Origin of the sequence: Sandarakinorhabdus sp. AAP62 (assembly GCF_000331225.1) — a bacterium.
GTDB lineage: Bacteria > Pseudomonadota > Alphaproteobacteria > Sphingomonadales > Sphingomonadaceae > Sandarakinorhabdus.
This window is the reverse complement of the sequence record NZ_ANFY01000004.1, coordinates 83,386-99,831: the sequence shown is the minus strand read 5'-3', so window position 1 is coordinate 99,831 and position 16,446 is coordinate 83,386. Positions and strand designations below refer to the sequence as shown.

Annotated in this window: 18 protein-coding genes, 1 tRNA gene and 1 pseudogene; 7 read left to right on the top strand and 13 right to left on the bottom strand. The window is 66.8% G+C overall.

Annotation, left to right across the window (positions count from 1 at the left end; translation table 11 throughout):
• Positions 1-12: 12 nt before the first annotated feature.
• The 5 genes from yacG to D619_RS0103830 are packed head-to-tail and all read right to left on the bottom strand — an operon-like array spanning position 13 to position 3,104.
• Positions 13-216: a DNA gyrase inhibitor YacG gene (gene yacG, locus D619_RS15470; protein WP_033372885.1), complete on the bottom strand. Its 204-nt coding sequence runs from the start codon at positions 214-216 to the stop codon at positions 13-15.
• Positions 200-1,159 (bottom strand): ribonuclease E/G, encoded by a 960-nt coding sequence (locus D619_RS0103845; protein ID WP_017667250.1) that lies wholly within the window; start codon positions 1,157-1,159, stop codon positions 200-202. Before D619_RS0103845 ends, yacG begins: the two co-directional genes overlap by 17 nt.
• Positions 1,156-1,725 (bottom strand): nucleoside triphosphate pyrophosphatase, encoded by a 570-nt coding sequence (locus D619_RS0103840; RefSeq protein ID WP_017667249.1) that lies wholly within the window; start codon positions 1,723-1,725, stop codon positions 1,156-1,158. Before D619_RS0103840 ends, D619_RS0103845 begins: the two co-directional genes overlap by 4 nt.
• A complete protein-coding gene (locus D619_RS0103835) occupies positions 1,725-2,777 on the bottom strand; it encodes a DUF2332 family protein (protein ID WP_026090688.1) in 1,053 nt (350 codons plus the stop codon). The genes D619_RS0103840 and D619_RS0103835 overlap by 1 nt, the downstream gene beginning before the upstream one ends.
• A gap of 9 nt (positions 2,778-2,786) precedes the next feature.
• Complete coding sequence (locus D619_RS0103830; RefSeq protein ID WP_017667247.1) at positions 2,787-3,104, bottom strand: 2Fe-2S iron-sulfur cluster-binding protein; 318 nt, start codon at positions 3,102-3,104, stop codon at positions 2,787-2,789.
• A 115-nt stretch (positions 3,105-3,219) separates the two neighbouring features.
• Between D619_RS0103830 and D619_RS0103825 the strand changes: the two genes are divergently transcribed.
• Positions 3,220-4,134 (top strand): NAD(P)-dependent oxidoreductase, encoded by a 915-nt coding sequence (locus tag D619_RS0103825; RefSeq protein WP_193743247.1) that lies wholly within the window; start codon positions 3,220-3,222, stop codon positions 4,132-4,134.
• A gap of 16 nt (positions 4,135-4,150) precedes the next feature.
• Here the strand turns inward: D619_RS0103825 and D619_RS0103820 are convergent.
• Positions 4,151-4,633, bottom strand: a pseudogene (locus tag D619_RS0103820) (DUF1134 domain-containing protein); the annotation flags it as partial.
• Between the two features lie 262 nt (positions 4,634-4,895).
• On the opposite strand from D619_RS0103820, the gene D619_RS0103815 reads away from it, so the two are divergent.
• Positions 4,896-4,987, top strand: a tRNA-Ser gene (locus D619_RS0103815).
• 22 nt (positions 4,988-5,009) lie between these two features.
• Complete coding sequence (locus tag D619_RS0103810) at positions 5,010-5,444, top strand: YqaA family protein (RefSeq protein WP_017667244.1); 435 nt, start codon at positions 5,010-5,012, stop codon at positions 5,442-5,444.
• Between the two features lie 65 nt (positions 5,445-5,509).
• Here the strand turns inward: D619_RS0103810 and D619_RS0103805 are convergent, their stop codons facing one another.
• From D619_RS0103805 to modA, 4 genes are all read right to left on the bottom strand, one after another.
• Positions 5,510-8,137 (bottom strand): TonB-dependent receptor, encoded by a 2,628-nt coding sequence (locus tag D619_RS0103805; RefSeq protein ID WP_051033450.1) that lies wholly within the window; start codon positions 8,135-8,137, stop codon positions 5,510-5,512.
• 168 nt (positions 8,138-8,305) lie between these two features.
• Entirely contained in the window at positions 8,306-9,013 is a 708-nt protein-coding gene (locus tag D619_RS0103800) for an ATP-binding cassette domain-containing protein (protein WP_017667242.1), read from the bottom strand.
• Positions 9,006-9,671: a molybdate ABC transporter permease subunit gene (gene modB / locus D619_RS0103795; RefSeq protein WP_017667241.1), complete on the bottom strand. Its 666-nt coding sequence runs from the start codon at positions 9,669-9,671 to the stop codon at positions 9,006-9,008. Before modB ends, D619_RS0103800 begins: the two co-directional genes overlap by 8 nt.
• The gene (modA, locus tag D619_RS0103790; RefSeq protein ID WP_017667240.1) at positions 9,668-10,393 is read right to left on the bottom strand and encodes a molybdate ABC transporter substrate-binding protein; all 726 of its coding nucleotides are present in this window, start codon (positions 10,391-10,393) and stop codon (positions 9,668-9,670) included. Before modA ends, modB begins: the two co-directional genes overlap by 4 nt.
• A gap of 55 nt (positions 10,394-10,448) precedes the next feature.
• Between modA and D619_RS0103785 the strand changes: the two genes are divergently transcribed.
• Positions 10,449-11,597 (top strand): aminotransferase class I/II-fold pyridoxal phosphate-dependent enzyme, encoded by a 1,149-nt coding sequence (locus D619_RS0103785; protein ID WP_033372910.1) that lies wholly within the window; start codon positions 10,449-10,451, stop codon positions 11,595-11,597.
• A gap of 120 nt (positions 11,598-11,717) precedes the next feature.
• Here the strand turns inward: D619_RS0103785 and D619_RS0103780 are convergent, their stop codons facing one another.
• On the bottom strand, positions 11,718-12,935 hold the full coding sequence (locus tag D619_RS0103780) for a tetracycline resistance MFS efflux pump (protein WP_017667238.1): 1,218 nt from the start codon (positions 12,933-12,935) through the stop codon (positions 11,718-11,720).
• Positions 12,936-13,048: 113 nt separating this feature from the next.
• On the opposite strand from D619_RS0103780, the gene D619_RS0103775 reads away from it, so the two are divergent.
• The 3 genes from D619_RS0103775 to D619_RS17545 are packed head-to-tail and all read left to right on the top strand — an operon-like array spanning position 13,049 to position 14,469.
• Positions 13,049-13,438 (top strand): NADH:ubiquinone oxidoreductase subunit NDUFA12, encoded by a 390-nt coding sequence (locus tag D619_RS0103775; protein ID WP_017667237.1) that lies wholly within the window; start codon positions 13,049-13,051, stop codon positions 13,436-13,438.
• 7 nt (positions 13,439-13,445) lie between these two features.
• On the top strand, positions 13,446-13,949 hold the full coding sequence (mlaD, locus tag D619_RS0103770) for an outer membrane lipid asymmetry maintenance protein MlaD (protein ID WP_017667236.1): 504 nt from the start codon (positions 13,446-13,448) through the stop codon (positions 13,947-13,949).
• Positions 13,933-14,469, top strand: a complete 537-nt coding sequence (locus D619_RS17545) for a DUF2155 domain-containing protein (RefSeq protein WP_152417282.1) — start codon at positions 13,933-13,935, stop codon at positions 14,467-14,469. Before mlaD ends, D619_RS17545 begins: the two co-directional genes overlap by 17 nt.
• Here the strand turns inward: D619_RS17545 and aat are convergent.
• Together aat and accC are read right to left on the bottom strand one after the other, a co-directional pair.
• Positions 14,352-15,002, bottom strand: coding sequence for a leucyl/phenylalanyl-tRNA--protein transferase (gene aat / locus D619_RS0103765; protein WP_017667235.1), 651 nt, complete (start codon positions 15,000-15,002; stop codon positions 14,352-14,354). The genes D619_RS17545 and aat overlap by 118 nt on opposite strands.
• Positions 15,003-15,078: 76 nt before the next feature.
• Positions 15,079-16,440, bottom strand: coding sequence for an acetyl-CoA carboxylase biotin carboxylase subunit (accC, locus tag D619_RS0103760; protein ID WP_017667234.1), 1,362 nt, complete (start codon positions 16,438-16,440; stop codon positions 15,079-15,081).
• Positions 16,441-16,446 lie beyond the last annotated feature (6 nt).

Here is a 16,446-nt window from a genome sequence, read left to right as displayed (position 1 = left end):
GGAAGCGGGCGTTTAGCCAGCCTCGTCGCCATTGTCCAGCGGGGACGTATCAGAAAGTTCGTCATCCTGGGCATTGGCCGGCAACACATAGCGATCCGACAGCCAGGCATTGAGATCGCGGGCCCGGCAACCCTCGCTGCAGAAGGGTTTGAAAGCCGCCACCATCGGAACTTTCCGGCAATAGGCGCAGGGGCGCGAATCAGCTTTGCTGGACATGACCTCTCCCTGCCCCAGCATTGACCACCAATGCCAGCGGCCCACCCGTCAGCCGCGCGCTTTCGTCGATCAGGGCCGGGCGGGCCGCCAGCCAGTCGATCACCGGGGCTGGCGCTTCCAGCCGGGTCGCCCCCACCAGGCGCATGGCGCGGCGCAGCAGTTCCAGCGCGGCAAAGCCCGGGCGGCGCACTTCCTCGATCAGGCCGAGATGCCGGCGCGGGCGGATGATCTGCACCAGGCCAAAGCCGTTCATGGCGGTCTTCTCAAACGGCAGCGGCAGGGTTTCGGCCAGGATCGCATCGACGGCCGCACGCGGCCCGCGGCCAGCCAGCGAGGGGAAATCCACCACGATCGGCCCGCCGATGCCATGGCGGCGCACAGTGGCCGAAACGGCTCGCGCGGCAGCTTCGGACAGGCGCGACAGATCGCCGTCACCATCCACGTCGATCACCAGCATCGCCGGGGTTTGCGCCACCAGCAGCCGACCGCCGGGAAAATCGATGCGGCCTGACAAGGCTTCCTCCACCGCCATGTCCCAGCCGGCCTCTGCGAGACGATCCGGGCCATGGGCAGGGACCAGCTCAACCCGGTGGCCGGCAGCCTCCAGACGCTGCGCCAGCGATGGCGCGGGCCGCGCCGGGCCATCGTGCGCCACCACCCGCGCCTGCTTGTCGCGCGCGCCGTCGGGCCGGGCCGGGCGGAGCACCTCCACCAGCCGCGTCTGCCCCTCCGGCCAATCGGGCGGGACGGGCGACAGCACCGCCTCCTCGCCGGCCAGCGCCACCACGCCCAGCTTGCCGCTGCGGTTGGCCAGCCGGGCCGGCGCGATCAGGCCGACCGGCAATGGTTCATCGCTGCGGGCGATATGGGCTTCGAGCAAGATATCACCGTCCATCACCACGGCGCGAGCGGCGCCGGGGGCGATTTCCAGCAGCGCCGTCACGGCCGCCAGCCGGCCGCGCCGAGCAGCAGCCGCGTCTCGTTCAGCGGCAGGCCGACGACGCCGGAGAAGCTGCCGCTCAGCTGGCGCACAAAGGCTTCGGCGGCGCCCTGGATGGCATAGCCGCCGGCCTTGCCCTGCCAGTCGCCGCGCCCGATCAGCCAGTCGATGTCAGACGCCGCGAGGCGCTGGAAGGTGACAACGGATTCGCTCACGCGCTCGCGCAGCCGGCCTTCGTTATCAATCAGGGCGATGGCGGTGAGCACGCGGTGGCGGCGGCCCGACAGCAGCGCCAGGCAGCGGCGCGCGGTGGCTTCGTCTTCGGCCTTGGGCAGGATGCGGCGGCCGGCGGCCACCACCGTATCGGCGGCCAGCACGACCGCGGCGGGGTGGCGGCCGGCGACCAGCAGCGCCTTCTCCCGCGCCAGTCGTTCGGCATGCACGCGCGGCTGCTCACCGGGCAGCACGGCCTCATCCAGATCGGCGGGATCCACGGCATCAGGCACCAGCCCCAGCCGGGCGAGCAGATCGAGCCGGCGCGGGCTTGCCGAGGCCAGGACCAGGCGCATCACCCGGTCCAGTGCACAAACGTGCCATGCGCATGGGCATGGCCCAGCAGCTGCGACTCTTCGGCAGCGCCGCGCCACAGCGACAATCTGATGGCCGGCATCGCCGGGTTGGCCGGATCGTCCATTTCCATCCGCAGCCAGGCCAGCGGGCGCTGCGGCGTCGCGGTGGCGCCCAGCTTCGCCAGATGGCCCATCACGCGCGCCTGCACGGACGGCGGGAAATACTGAAAGGCGATGCTGTGATAGACGACCGTCGTCACGCCATCGGCAAGGCGCAGCGTGCGCTCCAGCCAGTCGGCGGCGTCACCTTGCTCCAGCGGCGGGGGGAACGCGCGGGCCAGCGCAATGGCGGCTTCGGTGCGCGCCAGCCGTTCGGGCTGATCGGCCCAGATGAAGGCCATCAGCCGCTCTGCCACGGCGGCATCGCTGGCATCGAGCGGGGCGATGTCCACGCCGGCCCGCGCCGCCACCTGCAATGCTGCGGCCGGCGGCGGCGGGCCGTGCCAGTGCGGCGCGATGCGCACGGCGCTGGCCGGATCGCCGGCCGTGATGCCGCCCAGATCAAAGGCAAAGCGGTCCAGATTGAGATTGAGCCCGGCGCTGGCCCCCAGTTCGTGCAGCGCCAGCGGCTGGCCAGTTGCGGCCACCAGCGTCAGCAGCGCCGGCATCAGCGCGCCGCTGCGGCCAACTTCGTTGGTTTGCGGCGGGCTATCCAAAAAATCGCAAATGGCAGCATCAATGGCGGGATCGGCAAACAGGCCGGCCAGGGCTGCGGCCAGCGCGGCATCATCGGGCATGGCGGCCGGCGGATACAGCGCCGCCAGCACCGGCACCCGGCCCGCGCGCACCAGCCAATGCAGGGCGCCGGTCAGCCGCATCGGCAGTGCATCGGTCATCGGTTCGCCCGGCCACACGCCCAGGCGCTGGCCGGTCAGGCTGGCCGGATCAACGCCGCCTGCCAGCACCCGGCACAGCGCTCCGGTGAAAGGCGCGCCCAACCCGGCGCAAAACCGCGCCTGCTGTTCCAGAGCAGTCGCGACCTTGCCTGCCACGTTCAGCGCTCAATCCTCCGGCGCGATGGTGACGGTGAGGCCGTCCAGCGCGGGGGTGAAGGCGATCTGGCAGGAAAGCCGGCTGGTCGGCGCCAGATGATCGGACGAATCGAGCAGATCGGCTTCATCGGCATTGGCCGGGCCGGTGCGCGCCATATCATCGGCCGCAACATGCACATGGCAGGTGGCGCAGGAACAGCAGCCGCCGCACAGCGCCAGCAATTCGGAAATGCCCGCATCCTTGATGATTTCCATCACGCTCATGCCGGGATTGGCCGGCAGAACATGGCTTTGGCCGTCACGGGTGATCACGGTAATGCTGGCCATCTTGTCCTCGTTTCAGGTTGGATCCTCCTGCCCTGTAGCGGGCCGGCGCGCTTGCCGCTAGGGGATGGACGCAGCGGAGGACAAGATGCGCATCGCCCACCAATTTGCCCCACCCATGTCAGCCATGCTCGCCGGCCTGCCCGGCATCACGGCCGCCACCCATATCCCGATGGAAAGCCGCTGGGCGCTGCCCACCGATGTCGATGTGCTGTTCGTGCTGCACGGGCAGGGCGCTGACCGCGATGAGGCCAATCATGCGCCACGCCCCGCCGGCTGGCCGGGCAATGTGAAGCTGGTGCAACTGGCCAGCGCCGGCGCCGATGATTATCCGCCGTGGCTTTTCGAGGCCCCTGCTGTTGCCAGCGCGTCGGGCACGACGGCCATTCCGATTGGTGAATATGCGATGGCGGTGATGCTGGCCCATGCCAAGCAACTGGCCAACATCACGCTGAAGGCCGGTGAAGCATGGCCGGAACGCACCCAGTTCATCGATCAGCCGCTGGCCACGCTGCACGGCCGCACGCTGGGCCTGATCGGCCTGGGCAATATCGCGCGCCAGGTGGGCAAATATGCCCACGCCTTCGGCATGGAGATCATCGCCGCCCGCGCCAGCGCCGCGCCCTCGCCTGACGCCCATATCCGCACGGCACCGCTCGACGAGGTGGTGGCGCGCGCCGATCACCTTGTGCTGGCCGCGCCGATCACGCCGGCCACCCAGCATCTGCTGAATGCCGAGCGGCTGGCCAGGATGAAGGCCAGCGCGCACATCATCAATGTCGGCCGCGGCGGCCTGATCGATCAGGACGCGCTGCTGGCTGAACTGGACAAGGGCCGGCTGTGGGCCAGCCTGGATGTCACCGATCCGGAACCGCTGCCGCCCGGCCATGCACTGCAGGCCCACCCCCGCTGCCGCATCACCCCGCATGTTTCCTGGAGCAACCCCGACATCAACCGCCGCATCATGGAACGACTGGTGGAAAATATCCGCCGGCTGGGCGCGGGCGAGCCGCTGCTGGGGGCGATTGATTGACGGCGAAGCAACGCGATCAGAAGGGCAAGATCTTGCCCTTCTTGGAGAATTTCAGATAGCCGCCGTTCAGGCCCAGCCGCCAGCCCACACCCAGCTTGATCGGCACGATCACGATATTGTCGCGCTGCAGATAATTGGCGGTGAAGCCGCCCACCAGATAGGCCTTGCCCTCGGCCGCCGGGTAACGCTTGAACAGGTCTTCGGTGTCGTTGAGATTGTAGACCAGCGCGAACACCTTGGAACCATCGCCGCCGATGTCGAAGCCCACGCTGGGCCCCGTCCAGTGCACTTTCCGTTCGCCTTCCACCTTGTGATACAGCGTGCCCGAACCATAACGCAGGCCCACGATGATGGCGCCGCCGGCCTCACGGCCAACGATATAGGCGTTGGGCTGGCCGCGATCCTTGAACGTCTTGCGGACGATATCAGCGAGGCCTTCGGCGCCCTTGCCAAAGACGCCTTCGGCCGCGCCCAGCACATCTTCCTCGGCATAGGTCTGGGTGGCCGGCGGCGGTGCCGGTGCAGCTGCGGCTGGCTGCGCCTGTTGCGCCTGTTGCGCCAGCGCCGGCATTGCCACAGCCAAGGCGATTACCGCTGCCCGAACCATCATCAACTCGTCTCCCTCGCTCTGGCGTCCGTGCGGTCGCCATTGGACGCTGTTGCCTTAACCGGGGCTGAGCCGCAACTGGCCCAACAAGGGCCTTGCCGCACAAGCCTGTTGCCAAGCCCCTCACCGCATGGCTATAGCCTGCCCCTCGCTCGGAGTCGTGGGTGAGTGGCTGAAACCAGTAGTTTGCTAAACTGCCGATCTGGGTAACTGGATCCGAGGGTTCGAATCCCTCCGACTCCGCCACTGAAAAGTGAGACATTGCGATATGGGGCCTGCCGATATTGCGGCCCTCGCCGGCCTGCTCGCCAGCGCTTTCCTGGCCGGCTCTATTCTGCCGGCACAATCCGAAATCGTGCTTGCCGCCCTGCTGCTGGCCGCCGAACAGCCCGCCTGGCTATTGGTGTTGGTCGCCACGCTTGGCAATGTCGGCGGCGCGGTGCTCAATTACGGGCTGGGCCGATCGGCCGAACATTTCCGCCACCACCGCTGGTTCCCGCTTTCGGCCGCGGGCTGGGATCGCAGCGCGCACCTGTTCAACCGTTGGGGCGTCGCCTCATTGCTGCTGAGCTGGCTGCCCATCATCGGCGATGGCTTCACCGTGCTGGCCGGCGCGGCGCGCACGCCGTTCCCACTATTTCTCGCCCTCGTCACCCTCGCCAAGGGTGGGCGCTATCTGGTGCTGGCTGCCGCGTTGGCCTGAACATTGGGGCATGAAAAAGGGGGGCGCGTGGCCCCCCTTCCCCAAAATCAGGCCAATGCCCGCGATCAGTATTTCACGCGGATACGGGCGTACCACAGGCCACCGTTGAACCCGAACGGGCCGCCGGCGTTGGGATAGATCTGGCCATCGCCAAGGCTGTTGGTGGAGGTGAAGATCCGGTTGTCAGGCGAATTAGCCACCCGGTCCGGATAGGTGTTGAACAGGTTCGAAGCGCCCACCGACAGGGTGTAATGTTCCTGGATCGTGTAGCTCACGTCGATATCGGTGGTGAGGCGCGCGCCGAACTTCTGGCCCGGATAGCCCACTTCTTCCCGCCACGAGCCATAATAGGCTTCCCGCAGGGTGAGGGCGAAGCCATCCTTCTGCCAGGTCGCGGTGAAGTTGGCACGGTGGTTGGGCGCCAGATTGCCGATGTTGATGATCTGGGCAGCGCCAATCACGTTCGGATCGAACCGCGGCACGGTGGACTTGTTGTAGTTGTAGGCAAAGGTCAGGTTGGTGCGGCCGCCGGCCAGGTCACCACGCCAGGTGCCGACCACGTCCACGCCGCGGGTGCGGGTATCAAAGCCGTTGGTGAAATAATTCACCGCACCGCCCAGGCCCACCGCCTGCAACGCCGGTTCCGCCGCCAGATCGGCGGCCGTCACGAAGAAGTTCTGGCTGATGCCGATGCGGTTGGTCACCTTGATGCTGTAGGCGTCCACCGTCAGGCTGACGGCATCCGACGGGGTGAGCACGAAGCCGAGGCCGAAGTTGGTCGACCGTTCCGGACGCAGCGACTGGCCGCCGTAATATTGGGCGATGTTGCTGGTCACCGGATAGGTGCCGACCTGCACCTGATCCCCGGCCACGAAGGTGGTGGTGAGGATGGCGGTGTTGTTCTGGCCCGGCGACGGTGCGTGGAAGCCGGTGCCGGCGGTGCCGCGGATGGCGAACATGTCGGCCACTTCCCAACGGAAGTTGCCCTTGGCCACGAAGGCGCTGCCGAACGTGTTGTAGCGTTCGAAGCGGCCCATGGCACCCAGGCTGAACGTGTCGGTCACGTCGGTTTCAGCACCGGCATAGATGGCATAGCTCTGCTGGCTGCGGCTGCCGGCAAAGGTCGGGCTGGTGCCGCCATAACCGGAAGCGCCGACCGGCTTGGTGACCTGGCTGTCGAACAGATAGGTGCCGCCGGCCTGCAGCGTGTAGAGATTCTGCACCGCGAACGGACCGGCGGCATAGGATTGCACGTCACCGGCGGTCTGCGTGTAGGTTTCCCGACGGAATTCGCCGCCCCACGACAGGGTGATCGGGCTGGCGAGCCCGGCTTCGACCGCATAGGTGAAATCGGCGTTGAGGTTCTGTTCTTCCTGGATCAGCTTGCCGAATTCGAAGCTCGTCTGGCTCTGGCGCCCGAAGGACGGGCTGATCGACGAATACATCGACAGGTTGATCGAGTTGCGCGCGATCGTGCCCGACAGATCATAGGTCAGGTCGCCGCTCTTGCCCTTGATGCCCAGCACACCGAAATATTGCTCGGTCACACCCACGAAGCGCGGGGTGAAGCCGGCCGGATAGAGGCTGGTGAAGTTGTAGATATTATTGTCCTTCACGAAGCCGCCGGCAGGGCAGCCCGCCGAAGCCGCGCTGGCCGGGCAGGGCGTGAGGTAGATCGGCGTCGCGAAGGCGGCATTGGGGTTGATGTTGGTGGTGCCGCCCACCACCGGCACGTTGGTGGCACCGATGGGCGAGCGATAGTTGAAGCTCTGATCCGCCTTCAGGCGCGAGTAGTTGGCGATGAAATAGAGCTTGGCTTCCGGCGTCAGCTCATAGGCACTGTTGAGCAGGAAGCGCGTGGCATAGCCCGGCGACGAGCCATAGATCTGCACCGGCCCCGGGAAGTTCGGCAACTGGTTGGCGAGGCCGGGGTTCTGCTGGGCAAAGATCAGTGCGATCGGCCGTGTGGCGTTGCGCACGGTGCCGGCATCATCGGTATATTCGCCAGTCAGGTTGACGAAACCGCGATCGCCCAGCTTGAAGCCGGCATTGGCGGCGATCTGATAGCTTTCGCCGTCGCCGCGATAGAATTGGCCATAACGGGCAACGACTTCCAGGCCGGTATCTTCGCGCAGGCCATAGTTCATCACGCCGGCAATGGCATCGGAACCATATTGCGCGGTAGCGCCGTCGCGCAGGATCTGCAGGCTGCCGATGGCGAGGCTGGGAATGGTCGAAACGTCGGCACCCTGCGAACCGAAGGACAGAGCGGTGTCACCACCGGTGAACACCTGCACCAGCGCCGAGCGGTTGAGGCGCTTGCCGTTCAGCTGCACCAGCACTTCATCGGCCGACAGGCCGCGCAGGCTGGGCGCGCGCACGAAGGTGGAGGCATCGGAAATGGCGTTCTGGCCAACATAGAAGGACGGCACCAGCGCCTTGATCACGTCGAGCACGTTCGACGCCGGCTGGGTGGCGAGTTCGGCGGCGCCGACCACGTCCACCGGCGAAGCGGTGTCGAGGATGGAACGGTCGGTACGGCGGGTGCCGACGACGACGATCACCTTTTCCTCGCCGGCAGTTTCCTCGGCAGCCGCCGTCTGCGCGGCGGCGGGCGCAGCGGCCAGGGCCAGCGCCAGCATCGGCAGCGCCGATCCGGCCAGCAACAGGCGCGTGAGAGTTGGGCTTTGCATCGTCGTTTCCCCTTCAACGGTTACGGGTCGCCCCCCGGCGACCGCTGCGACAAATGCTAGGCCGTAATCAGTCTGTCACAATGCGCATTCCGGTCACCGGGCATCGGTTTCGTCACAATCGCACGACACTGTGGCAGAACTGCATCACAGTGTGACATTTCAGTAATGTTACAGGCCGCCCTGCCCGGTCAACCACTGGTTCAGCCGACTGGCGGGGTTGGCGAGCACGGCCGCGGCCTGCCCCTGTTCGACGATGCGGCCCTGATCAATGAAGGCGCAGCTATCGGCAATGCCGGCAGCTTCGGCGAGATCGTGGGTGACGATGATCATCGGCGCGGCGCTTTGGCAGCGCACACTGGCCACGGCCGCAATCAGCGCACGGCGTACCGGCGGGTCCACCGCGGCAAATGGCTCATCGAGCAGCAGCACGGCCGGATTGCGGGCCAGCGCGCGGGCCAGCGCCACGCGCATCTGTTCGCCGCCCGACAGGCCGGCGGGGCGGCGGCCAAGCACCGGCCCATGCATCTGCATCGCCGCCAGCAGCGCCAGCGCGGCACCGCGATCGGGCGTGGCTTGCGCAATCATCACGTTGCCCAGCGCATCGAGGTGCGGAAACAGGCCGCCGCCTTGCAACACCAACCCGACAGGGCGTTGCCAGGCCGGCAGGCCACGGTGGCCGGCCTGCCAGTCCTGTCCGTCCACGCGCACGGTGCCCACTGCGGGCAACAGGCCGGCAATGGCCTTCAGGATCGTCGATTTGCCGGCGCCCGATGGCCCGACCAGCGCCAGCGTCTGACCCGGCGGCACGCGGAACGTGGCGTCGATGGTGGGCAGCGGGCCAGCGCGGGTGAGCGCAACGGACAGCCCTTCAACCACGTTTGCGGCCCAGCAGGAACAGCAGCGTGATGGCAATCAGGCTGATGCCCAATAGCAGCAGCGCAAGGCGGCCCGCGCCTTCCATATCGAAGGCCTGGACGCGATCATAGATGGCCAGGCTGAGCGTCGCCGTTTCGCCGGGGATGGCGCCGCCCACCATCAGCACCACGCCGAATTCACCCAGCGTGTGGGCAAAGGCCAGAACGGCGCCCGTGGCGAGGCCAGGCCAGGCCAGCGGCAGTTCCACCTTGGCAAAGGCCCGCAGCGGCGACAGGCCACAGCTGGACGCCGCGCCGCGCAGATCATCGCCCACCGCTTCAAACGCGCGGCTCGCCGGCTGCACCATCAGCGGCAGATTGACCAGCACGGAGGCGACCAGGATGCCGGCAAAGCTGAACACCAGTTGGCCGCCAGCGATCGCCCGCCAGCCCTGCCCGATCACGCTGCCCGGCCCCATGCCGATCAGCAGCGCCAGGCCCACCACGGTGGGCGGCAGCAGCAACGGCAACAACAGCAACGCTTCGGCCAATGCCCGGCCGCGCCAACGCGTGGTGGCGAGCCAATGGCCAAGCAGCAGCGCCAGCGGCAGCAGCAGCGCAACAGTCGACGCAGCCAGCATCAGCGACAGGTGCAGCGCGGTCAGGTCGGCGGTGTTCATGGCAAGCCAAACCCGGCCCGGGCCAGCGCGGCGCGGCCGTTCGGCCCGGTCAGGCGATCGGCCAGCCCTCGCGCGGCTGGGGTGGCGCCGGGCATCAGCACCAGCGTCTGCACCAGCGGTGGGTGCAGCATGGGCGACACCGGCACCACGATCAGGCCACCGCCAGCGGCGCGCGCCAATGGCAACGCCACCAACCCGACCTCTGCCGCACCGGTGGATACGAAACTCAGTGCCTGCGCCACATTCTCGCCCAGCACCAAAGGCGCGCCGGTGACGCCCAGCCCGGCCAGCACGGCGCGGGCGGCGACGCCATAGGGCGCGTGCGCCGGATTGGCGATGGCGAGGTGGCGGATGCGCCCGGCGCGGATGGCGGCCTTCAGGCTGGCGAGATCGGTGATGCCGCTGGCGCGCGTTGCCACCAGCGCCAGCCGGCCCAGCGCGTAAGGGCGGCGCTCCACCCCGGGCACCGCCGCCGCCAGCCGATCCGCATGCGATGCATCGGCGAGCAGCAGCAACTGGAACGGCGCGCCGTTCAGCGCCTGCTGCACCATCTGACCGGAAGAGCCGAAGCTCAGATTGTAGCGATGGCCGGTCCGGGCTTCGTGGCCGCGCACCAGCGGCGGCAGCGCCAGCCGCAGATCAGCGGCCGCCGCCACCGGCACCGGTGCAGCGGCAAGCGCCGGCCAGGCGAGGCACAGCAACAGCAGGAACAGACGGATCATGGCCGGCGTTGTGCCAGCAGGTGCAACGCGCGTCAAAAGCCGCTATCGCGCCATCATGCTGAACCGCCCCGATCCTGTTGAACCCTTCCACGCCATCCGCCTGTCGCGCCTTGCCCGCCAGTTGGAGGCCGAAGGGCGCAGCGTCATCCACATGGAATTCGGCCAGCCTTCCACCGGCGCACCGGCAGCCGCCATCGCGCGGGCGCAGGCGGTGCTGGCCAGCGATCCCGGCAGCTATTGGGAATCGGAACCGCTCAAGGCCCGCATCGCCGGCCTGTATCAGTCCCGCCACGGCGTGCATGTCGCGCCGGAACGCGTCGTGCTGTCCTGCGGCGCGTCGCCGGCGCTGGTGATGGCGCTCACCTCGGCGTTCCGGCCCGGTGATGTCATCGCCATGGCCCGGCCCGGCTATGTCGCCTATCGCAACAATTGCCACGCGCTGGGCATGGAGGTTCTGGAAATCGCCTGTGGCCCCGAAAGCCGCTATCAGATCACGGCGGCGCATCTGGCCGCGCTCGATCCCGCGCCGGCCGGCGTGATCATCGCCAGCCCGGCCAATCCCACCGGCACCGTCATTCCTGCGGATGAGATGGCCGCCATCGCCCGCGTTTGCCGGGAACGCGGCATCCGGATCGTCTCCGACGAGATCTACCACGGCTTGTCCTTCGTCGGCCCGGTGGCGAGTGCGCTGGAATATGCGCCGGATGCGATTGTGGTGAACAGCTTCTCCAAATATTTCTCGATGGTCGGCTGGCGGCTGGGCTGGCTGGTGGCACCCGAAGATCTGGTGGACGCGGCCCGTGCGCGGATGGGCAATCTCTTCCTCACTGCCCCCACATTGTCGCAGCACGCCGGTCTGGTGGCGATGGACTGCATCGACGAACTGGAAGCCCACGTCGCCCGCTATGCCGCCAATCGCTTGGCCATGCTGGATGCGCTGCCGGCGATGGGGCTGACGAAGATCGCCCCGCCCGATGGCGCCTTCTACATCTGGGCCGATGTAAGGCACCTGACCGACGATGCGATGGCTCTGGCAGAGCAACTGCTGCTGGATACCGGCGTGGCGACCGCGCCGGGCATCGATTTCGATCCGGTGGAAGGCCGCCATTTCATGCGCTTCAGCTTTGCCGTGGATACGCCGCAAGTGAAGGAGGCGATTGCCCGGATGACGCCCTGGTTTCAGGCACTTGGCTCCCCTCCCTGAAAGGGAGGGGCTGGGGGAGGGTGACGAGCAAAGCGAGGCTGAACCGCGCTACAGGCTGCAAACATCGGTGTTTGCCGGAAGGACCCTCCCCCGACCCCTCCCTTGCAGGGAGGGGAGATGCTACTCGGCCGCCAAAACCCGCCGGCCGGCATGGGCGCGGAAGAAGATCAGCGCGGTCACACCAACGAAAAACAGCGACACCACGAACGGCGCGCCCGGCGCATGGATCGGCGCATCCGCCACCGAGAAACGCGCGAACACCGTCGTCATCAATGGCGGGCCGACAATGGCGGAAAGGCTCTGGATCGAGGCGACCGCCCCCTGCAACTCGCCCTGCTCGTTGGGCGCAACTTCGGCCGACATCAGGCCCTGCAAGCAGGGAAACACCAGCCCCTGACAGGCCGAAATGGCGATGCCGAGGTAAACCATCCAGCCTTCATCGGCCATCGCATAGGTGGAATAGCCCGCGACCGCCGAAATCAGGCCCACCACGATGATGCGGCGCTGGCCGAAACGCGGGATCAGCTTGCGGCCCAGAAAGCCCTGCACGATGGCGCCGGTGACGCCCACGGCCGCCAGACTCCAGCCCACCTGCTCCGCCGTCCAGCCGTAACGCAGCTGGCCATGATAGCTCCAGATCGAATAGAGCGACTGGTAGGACAGGGTCCACACGAACACGGTGGCGGCCAGCATCAGCACCACCGGATGCGCCGATTTCAACCGCATCAGCGCCCCCACCGGATTGGCGCGTCGCCATTCGAAGCTGCGGCGACGTTCCGGCGGCAATGACTCCGGCAGCACGAACAGGCCATAGAGGAAATTGGCCATGGCCAGCCCAGCCGAGACCAGGAACGGCACTTCAGTGCCGAAGCGCGCGACGAATCCGCCCAGCGCTGGCCCGATGATGAAACCGAAACCGAACGCCATGCCGATCACGCCAAAATTTGCCCCGCGTTTTTCCGGCGGGGTCACATCGGCGATATAGGCGTAAGCCGTGGGGAAGGTCGCGCCGGTGATGCCGGCCACGACGCGCGCCGCCACCAGCCACCACAATGTCGGCGCAAAGGCCATCACCACATAATCAAGGGAAAAGGCCGCCAGGCTGGCCAAAAGCACCGGGCGGCGGCCGAAGCGATCGGACAGCCCGCCGATCACCGGCCCCATCAGGAACTGCACGCTGGCATAGAGAAAGGCGATCCAGCCCGAAACCTCGGCCGCGTGCGCCAGATCGCGCCCGGTCAGCTTGACGATCAGCTGCGGAAACACCGGGATGACAACGCCAAAACCGATGGCATCGATCAGCACGGTGATGAAGATGAAGGCGAGCGCGCGGTTCACTCGGGGTGCGTAGCGGCTTTTTGTGCCCACGCCTATCCGCGATATTGTTCTTGGCACCGGGGTTGCGCGGGTGCGGCAAAATGTGTTTTGGGTGAGAAAAGGAGCCCCCGTTCGTGTCCGTGCTCAAGATGATCTTCACCTGGTGGAATGGCCCCGGCCTTGGCACCCGCATCTTCACCGCCCGCAATGGCGAGGAAGTGGGCCGCGATGAGCAGGGCAATATCTATTACCGGTCCGGCACCGGCGCGGCGCAAAAGCGCTGGGTGATCTACAACGGCGAACCCGAAGCCACACGCATCCCGCCGGAATGGCATTTGTGGATGCACAAGACGGTGAATGAACCGCCAAGCACCAAGCCGCTGGTAACGCGCGTGTGGGAACGGGAATGGACGCCCAACGCCACCGGCACCACGCTGGCCCATAGCCCCAGCGGCGCGCTGATCGCCGGCGGCCAGCGCGCGGCGACCACGGGCGATTATCGCGCCTGGTCGCCTGACGCCTGATCGCCAGATGGCCGGCGCCCTGAAAGACCATCTGGCCGAAGCGCTGATCGGCCTGTTCGTGGTGCTGCTGGCGGCGGGGTTCGTCGCCTTTGCCTGGGCCCGCACCGGTGCTGGTGAAGGCAGCGATGGCGTCGTGCTCACGGCGCGCTTTCCCAATATCGGCGGCGTCACGCTGGGCACCGATGTGAAGGTGGCCGGCGTCAAGGTCGGCAAGGTGGTCGGGCTGGAGCTGGACCCCACCAGCTATCAGGCCGTGCTGCGCCTGTCGGTCGATCGCGGCCTGAAATTACCGATCGATTCGTCCGCCGCCGTCACCAGCGAAGGGCTGCTGGGCGGCAATTTCATCGCGCTGACGCCGGGTGCCGAAGCCGACATGCTGAAAGATGGCGGCGAGATCATCGAAACTTCTGGTGCGGCTGATCTGATGGGCCTGATCGGCAGCGTCGTGAACCGTTCCGGCGGCGATGCGCCTGCAGCCGAAAAGCCGGTGGGCGATGCGCCGTCACCCTGAAGCGCTGGCGCTTGCCGCTGTCCTGCTTGCCGGCGCTGTTTCAGCGCAGGAAACGGCGCCGGCCGCTGCACCGCCGGCGGTGGCAGCCCCCGCCCCGCCCCGCCCCGCTGCGCCGCGCGTGTTGCAGGTCACGCCAGTGAAGGAGCGTGTGCTGGTCGTCGGCGCACTGGCGAAGCGCACTGGCGAAACGCGCTTCCTGACCCTCAAGCCCGGCCAATATCTGGATTTTGCCGGCATCCGCATCACCGCGCGCACCTGCGAAACCACGCCGCCATGGGAATGGCCCAAATTGCAGGGCGCGTTTCTGCAGGTGGATGAGCGGCTGGCCGGGCAGGTGAAGCGGGTGTTTTCCGGCTGGCTTTATGCCGAAAGCCCCAGCCTCAACGTCATGCAGCACCCGCGCTATGACGTCTGGCTCAAGAGCTGCACGATGCGTTTCCCGGACGGGCCGTCACCCAAACCGCCTTCATCGCCGGCAAAGAAATCGCCCGCCGCGCCCGACAAGGCGGCGCTCAACTGAACCCGATAATCCCGCGCCGGGATTTCGATCGCGCCAAAGCCGGCCAGATGGCTGGTGAGAAACTGGGTGTCGAGCAGCCGGAACCCGCCCAGCCGCAGCCGCGCCACCAATGCGGCCAGACAGCATTTGCTGGCATCGCGCACCCGCGTGAACATTGATTCGCCAAAGAAGGCCGCGCCCAGCCGCACGCCATAAAGCCCGCCAGCCAGTTCGCCATCCGCAGTCCACGCCTCCACACTGTGGGCCTGGCCGCGGGCGTGCAGGGCCGCATAGGCTTCGGCGATCAGCGGGTTGATCCAGGTTTCGCTGCGGCCCGGCGCCGGTTCGGCACAGCCGGCCAGCACATCGGCAAAAGCGCGATCGGCGGTGAAGCGGAAGCGTTCCTGCTTCAACGTCTTGGCCAGACTTTTCGGCAGGTGGAACGCGTTCAGCGGCAGCACCCCGCGCCGGCGTGGTTCCACCCAGAACACGTCCACGCTGTCGGCGCGTTCGGCCATCGGGAAAATGCCGCTGGCATAGGCGCGCAGCAGCATGTCCGGATCAAGACGGTGGGCCAGCGGTCGAGTCACCAGCGCAGCATGCCGCAACTGGCGCGCGCCGCAAGGCCCCTCAGGCCTCCGCTGCTTCGGCCGCCTGCTTCGCCAGCCAGCGTTCCAGCCACTTGATCGAATAATCACCGTTCTGGAAATCCGGATCCTCGATCAGCGCCTGATGCAGCGGAATCGTGGTCTTCGGGCCGTGAATCACGAACTCTTCCAGCGCCCGGCGCAGACGCATCAGGCACTCATCGCGGTTGGCGCCATAAACGATCAGCTTGGCAATCAGCGAGTCATAGTAAGGCGGGATGCGATAACCGTCGTACAGCGCCGAATCGACCCGCACGTGCAGGCCGCCGGGCTGGTGGAAATCGGTGACGCGGCCCGGTGACGGTGCAAACGTCTTCGCATCTTCGGCGTTGATGCGGCATTCGATGGCGTGGCCTTCGAAATGGATCTCATCCTGCGTCACGCTCAGCGGCAGGCCGGCAGCGACACGGATCTGTTCGCGCACCAGATCGAGCCCGGTGATGGCTTCGGTGACGGGATGTTCGACCTGCAGGCGGGTGTTCATCTCGATGAAGAAGAATTCGCCGTTCTCCCACAGGAACTCGATGGTGCCGGCGCCGCGATACTTCAGCTTTGAAATCGCCTGGCGGACGACTTCACCCATGCGTGCGCGCTCGTCGGCATTGAGCGCCGGCGACGGGGCTTCTTCCAGCACCTTCTGGTGGCGGCGCTGCAACGAACAATCGCGCTCGCCCATGTGGACAGCGCCGCCCTGGCCATCGCCGAACACCTGGAATTCGATGTGGCGCGGTTCGGAAAGATATTTTTCGATATAGACGGTGTCGTCACCAAAGGCGGCCTTGGCTTCGCTTTTGGCCTGGCTCACCAGCGCCGGCAGGCTGGCCGCATCCGGGATGACCTTCATGCCGCGGCCACCACCACCGGAAGCAGCCTTCACCAGCACCGGGTAACCGATGATTTCGGCCACCGCCAATGCTTCTTCCATGGTTTCGATCGGGCCATCGCTGCCCGGCACCAGCGGCAGGCCGAGCAGGGCAGCGGTGCGCTTGGCTTCCACCTTGTCGCCCATCTTGCGGATATGTTCCGGATCGGGCCCGATCCAGGTGATGCGATGTTCCTGCACGATTTCGGCGAAACGCGCGTTTTCGGACAGGAAGCCGTAGCCGGGGTGGATGGCATCGGCCTGGGCGATTTCGGCGGCCGAAATGATCGCCGGAATGTTCAGATAGCTGTCCGTCGCCGACGGTGGGCCGATGCAGATCGCTTCATCAGCCAGCCGCACGTGCATGGCATCGGCATCGGCAGTGGAATGCACCGCCACGGTGCGGATGCCCATTTCGCGGCAGGCACGGTGGACGCGCAGCGCGATTTCGCCCCGGTTGGCGATCAGGACCTTCTTGAACATCGGCGC

Bases quoted from the DNA above. Each gene is read 5' to 3' on its own strand.
- accC (WP_017667234.1), bottom strand. From the start codon at position 16,440: ATGTTCAAGAAGGTCCTGATCGCCAACCGGGGCGAAATCGCGCTGCGC.
- modA (WP_017667240.1), bottom strand. From the start codon at position 10,393: ATGATCCGTCTGTTCCTGCTGTTGCTGTGCCTCGCCTGGCCGGCGCTT.
- D619_RS0103830 (WP_017667247.1), bottom strand. From the start codon at position 3,104: ATGGCCAGCATTACCGTGATCACCCGTGACGGCCAAAGCCATGTTCTG.
- D619_RS0103805 (WP_051033450.1), bottom strand. From the start codon at position 8,137: ATGCAAAGCCCAACTCTCACGCGCCTGTTGCTGGCCGGATCGGCGCTG.
- yacG (WP_033372885.1), bottom strand. From the start codon at position 216: ATGTCCAGCAAAGCTGATTCGCGCCCCTGCGCCTATTGCCGGAAAGTT.
- D619_RS0103840 (WP_017667249.1), bottom strand. From the start codon at position 1,725: ATGCGCCTGGTCCTGGCCTCGGCAAGCCCGCGCCGGCTCGATCTGCTC.
- D619_RS17545 (WP_152417282.1), top strand. From the start codon at position 13,933: ATGCGCCGTCACCCTGAAGCGCTGGCGCTTGCCGCTGTCCTGCTTGCC.
- mlaD (WP_017667236.1), top strand. From the start codon at position 13,446: ATGGCCGGCGCCCTGAAAGACCATCTGGCCGAAGCGCTGATCGGCCTG.
- D619_RS0103785 (WP_033372910.1), top strand. From the start codon at position 10,449: ATGCTGAACCGCCCCGATCCTGTTGAACCCTTCCACGCCATCCGCCTG.
- D619_RS0103810 (WP_017667244.1), top strand. From the start codon at position 5,010: ATGGGGCCTGCCGATATTGCGGCCCTCGCCGGCCTGCTCGCCAGCGCT.
- D619_RS0103825 (WP_193743247.1), top strand. From the start codon at position 3,220: ATGTCAGCCATGCTCGCCGGCCTGCCCGGCATCACGGCCGCCACCCAT.
- aat (WP_017667235.1), bottom strand. From the start codon at position 15,002: ATGCTGCTGCGCGCCTATGCCAGCGGCATTTTCCCGATGGCCGAACGC.
- modB (WP_017667241.1), bottom strand. From the start codon at position 9,671: ATGAACACCGCCGACCTGACCGCGCTGCACCTGTCGCTGATGCTGGCT.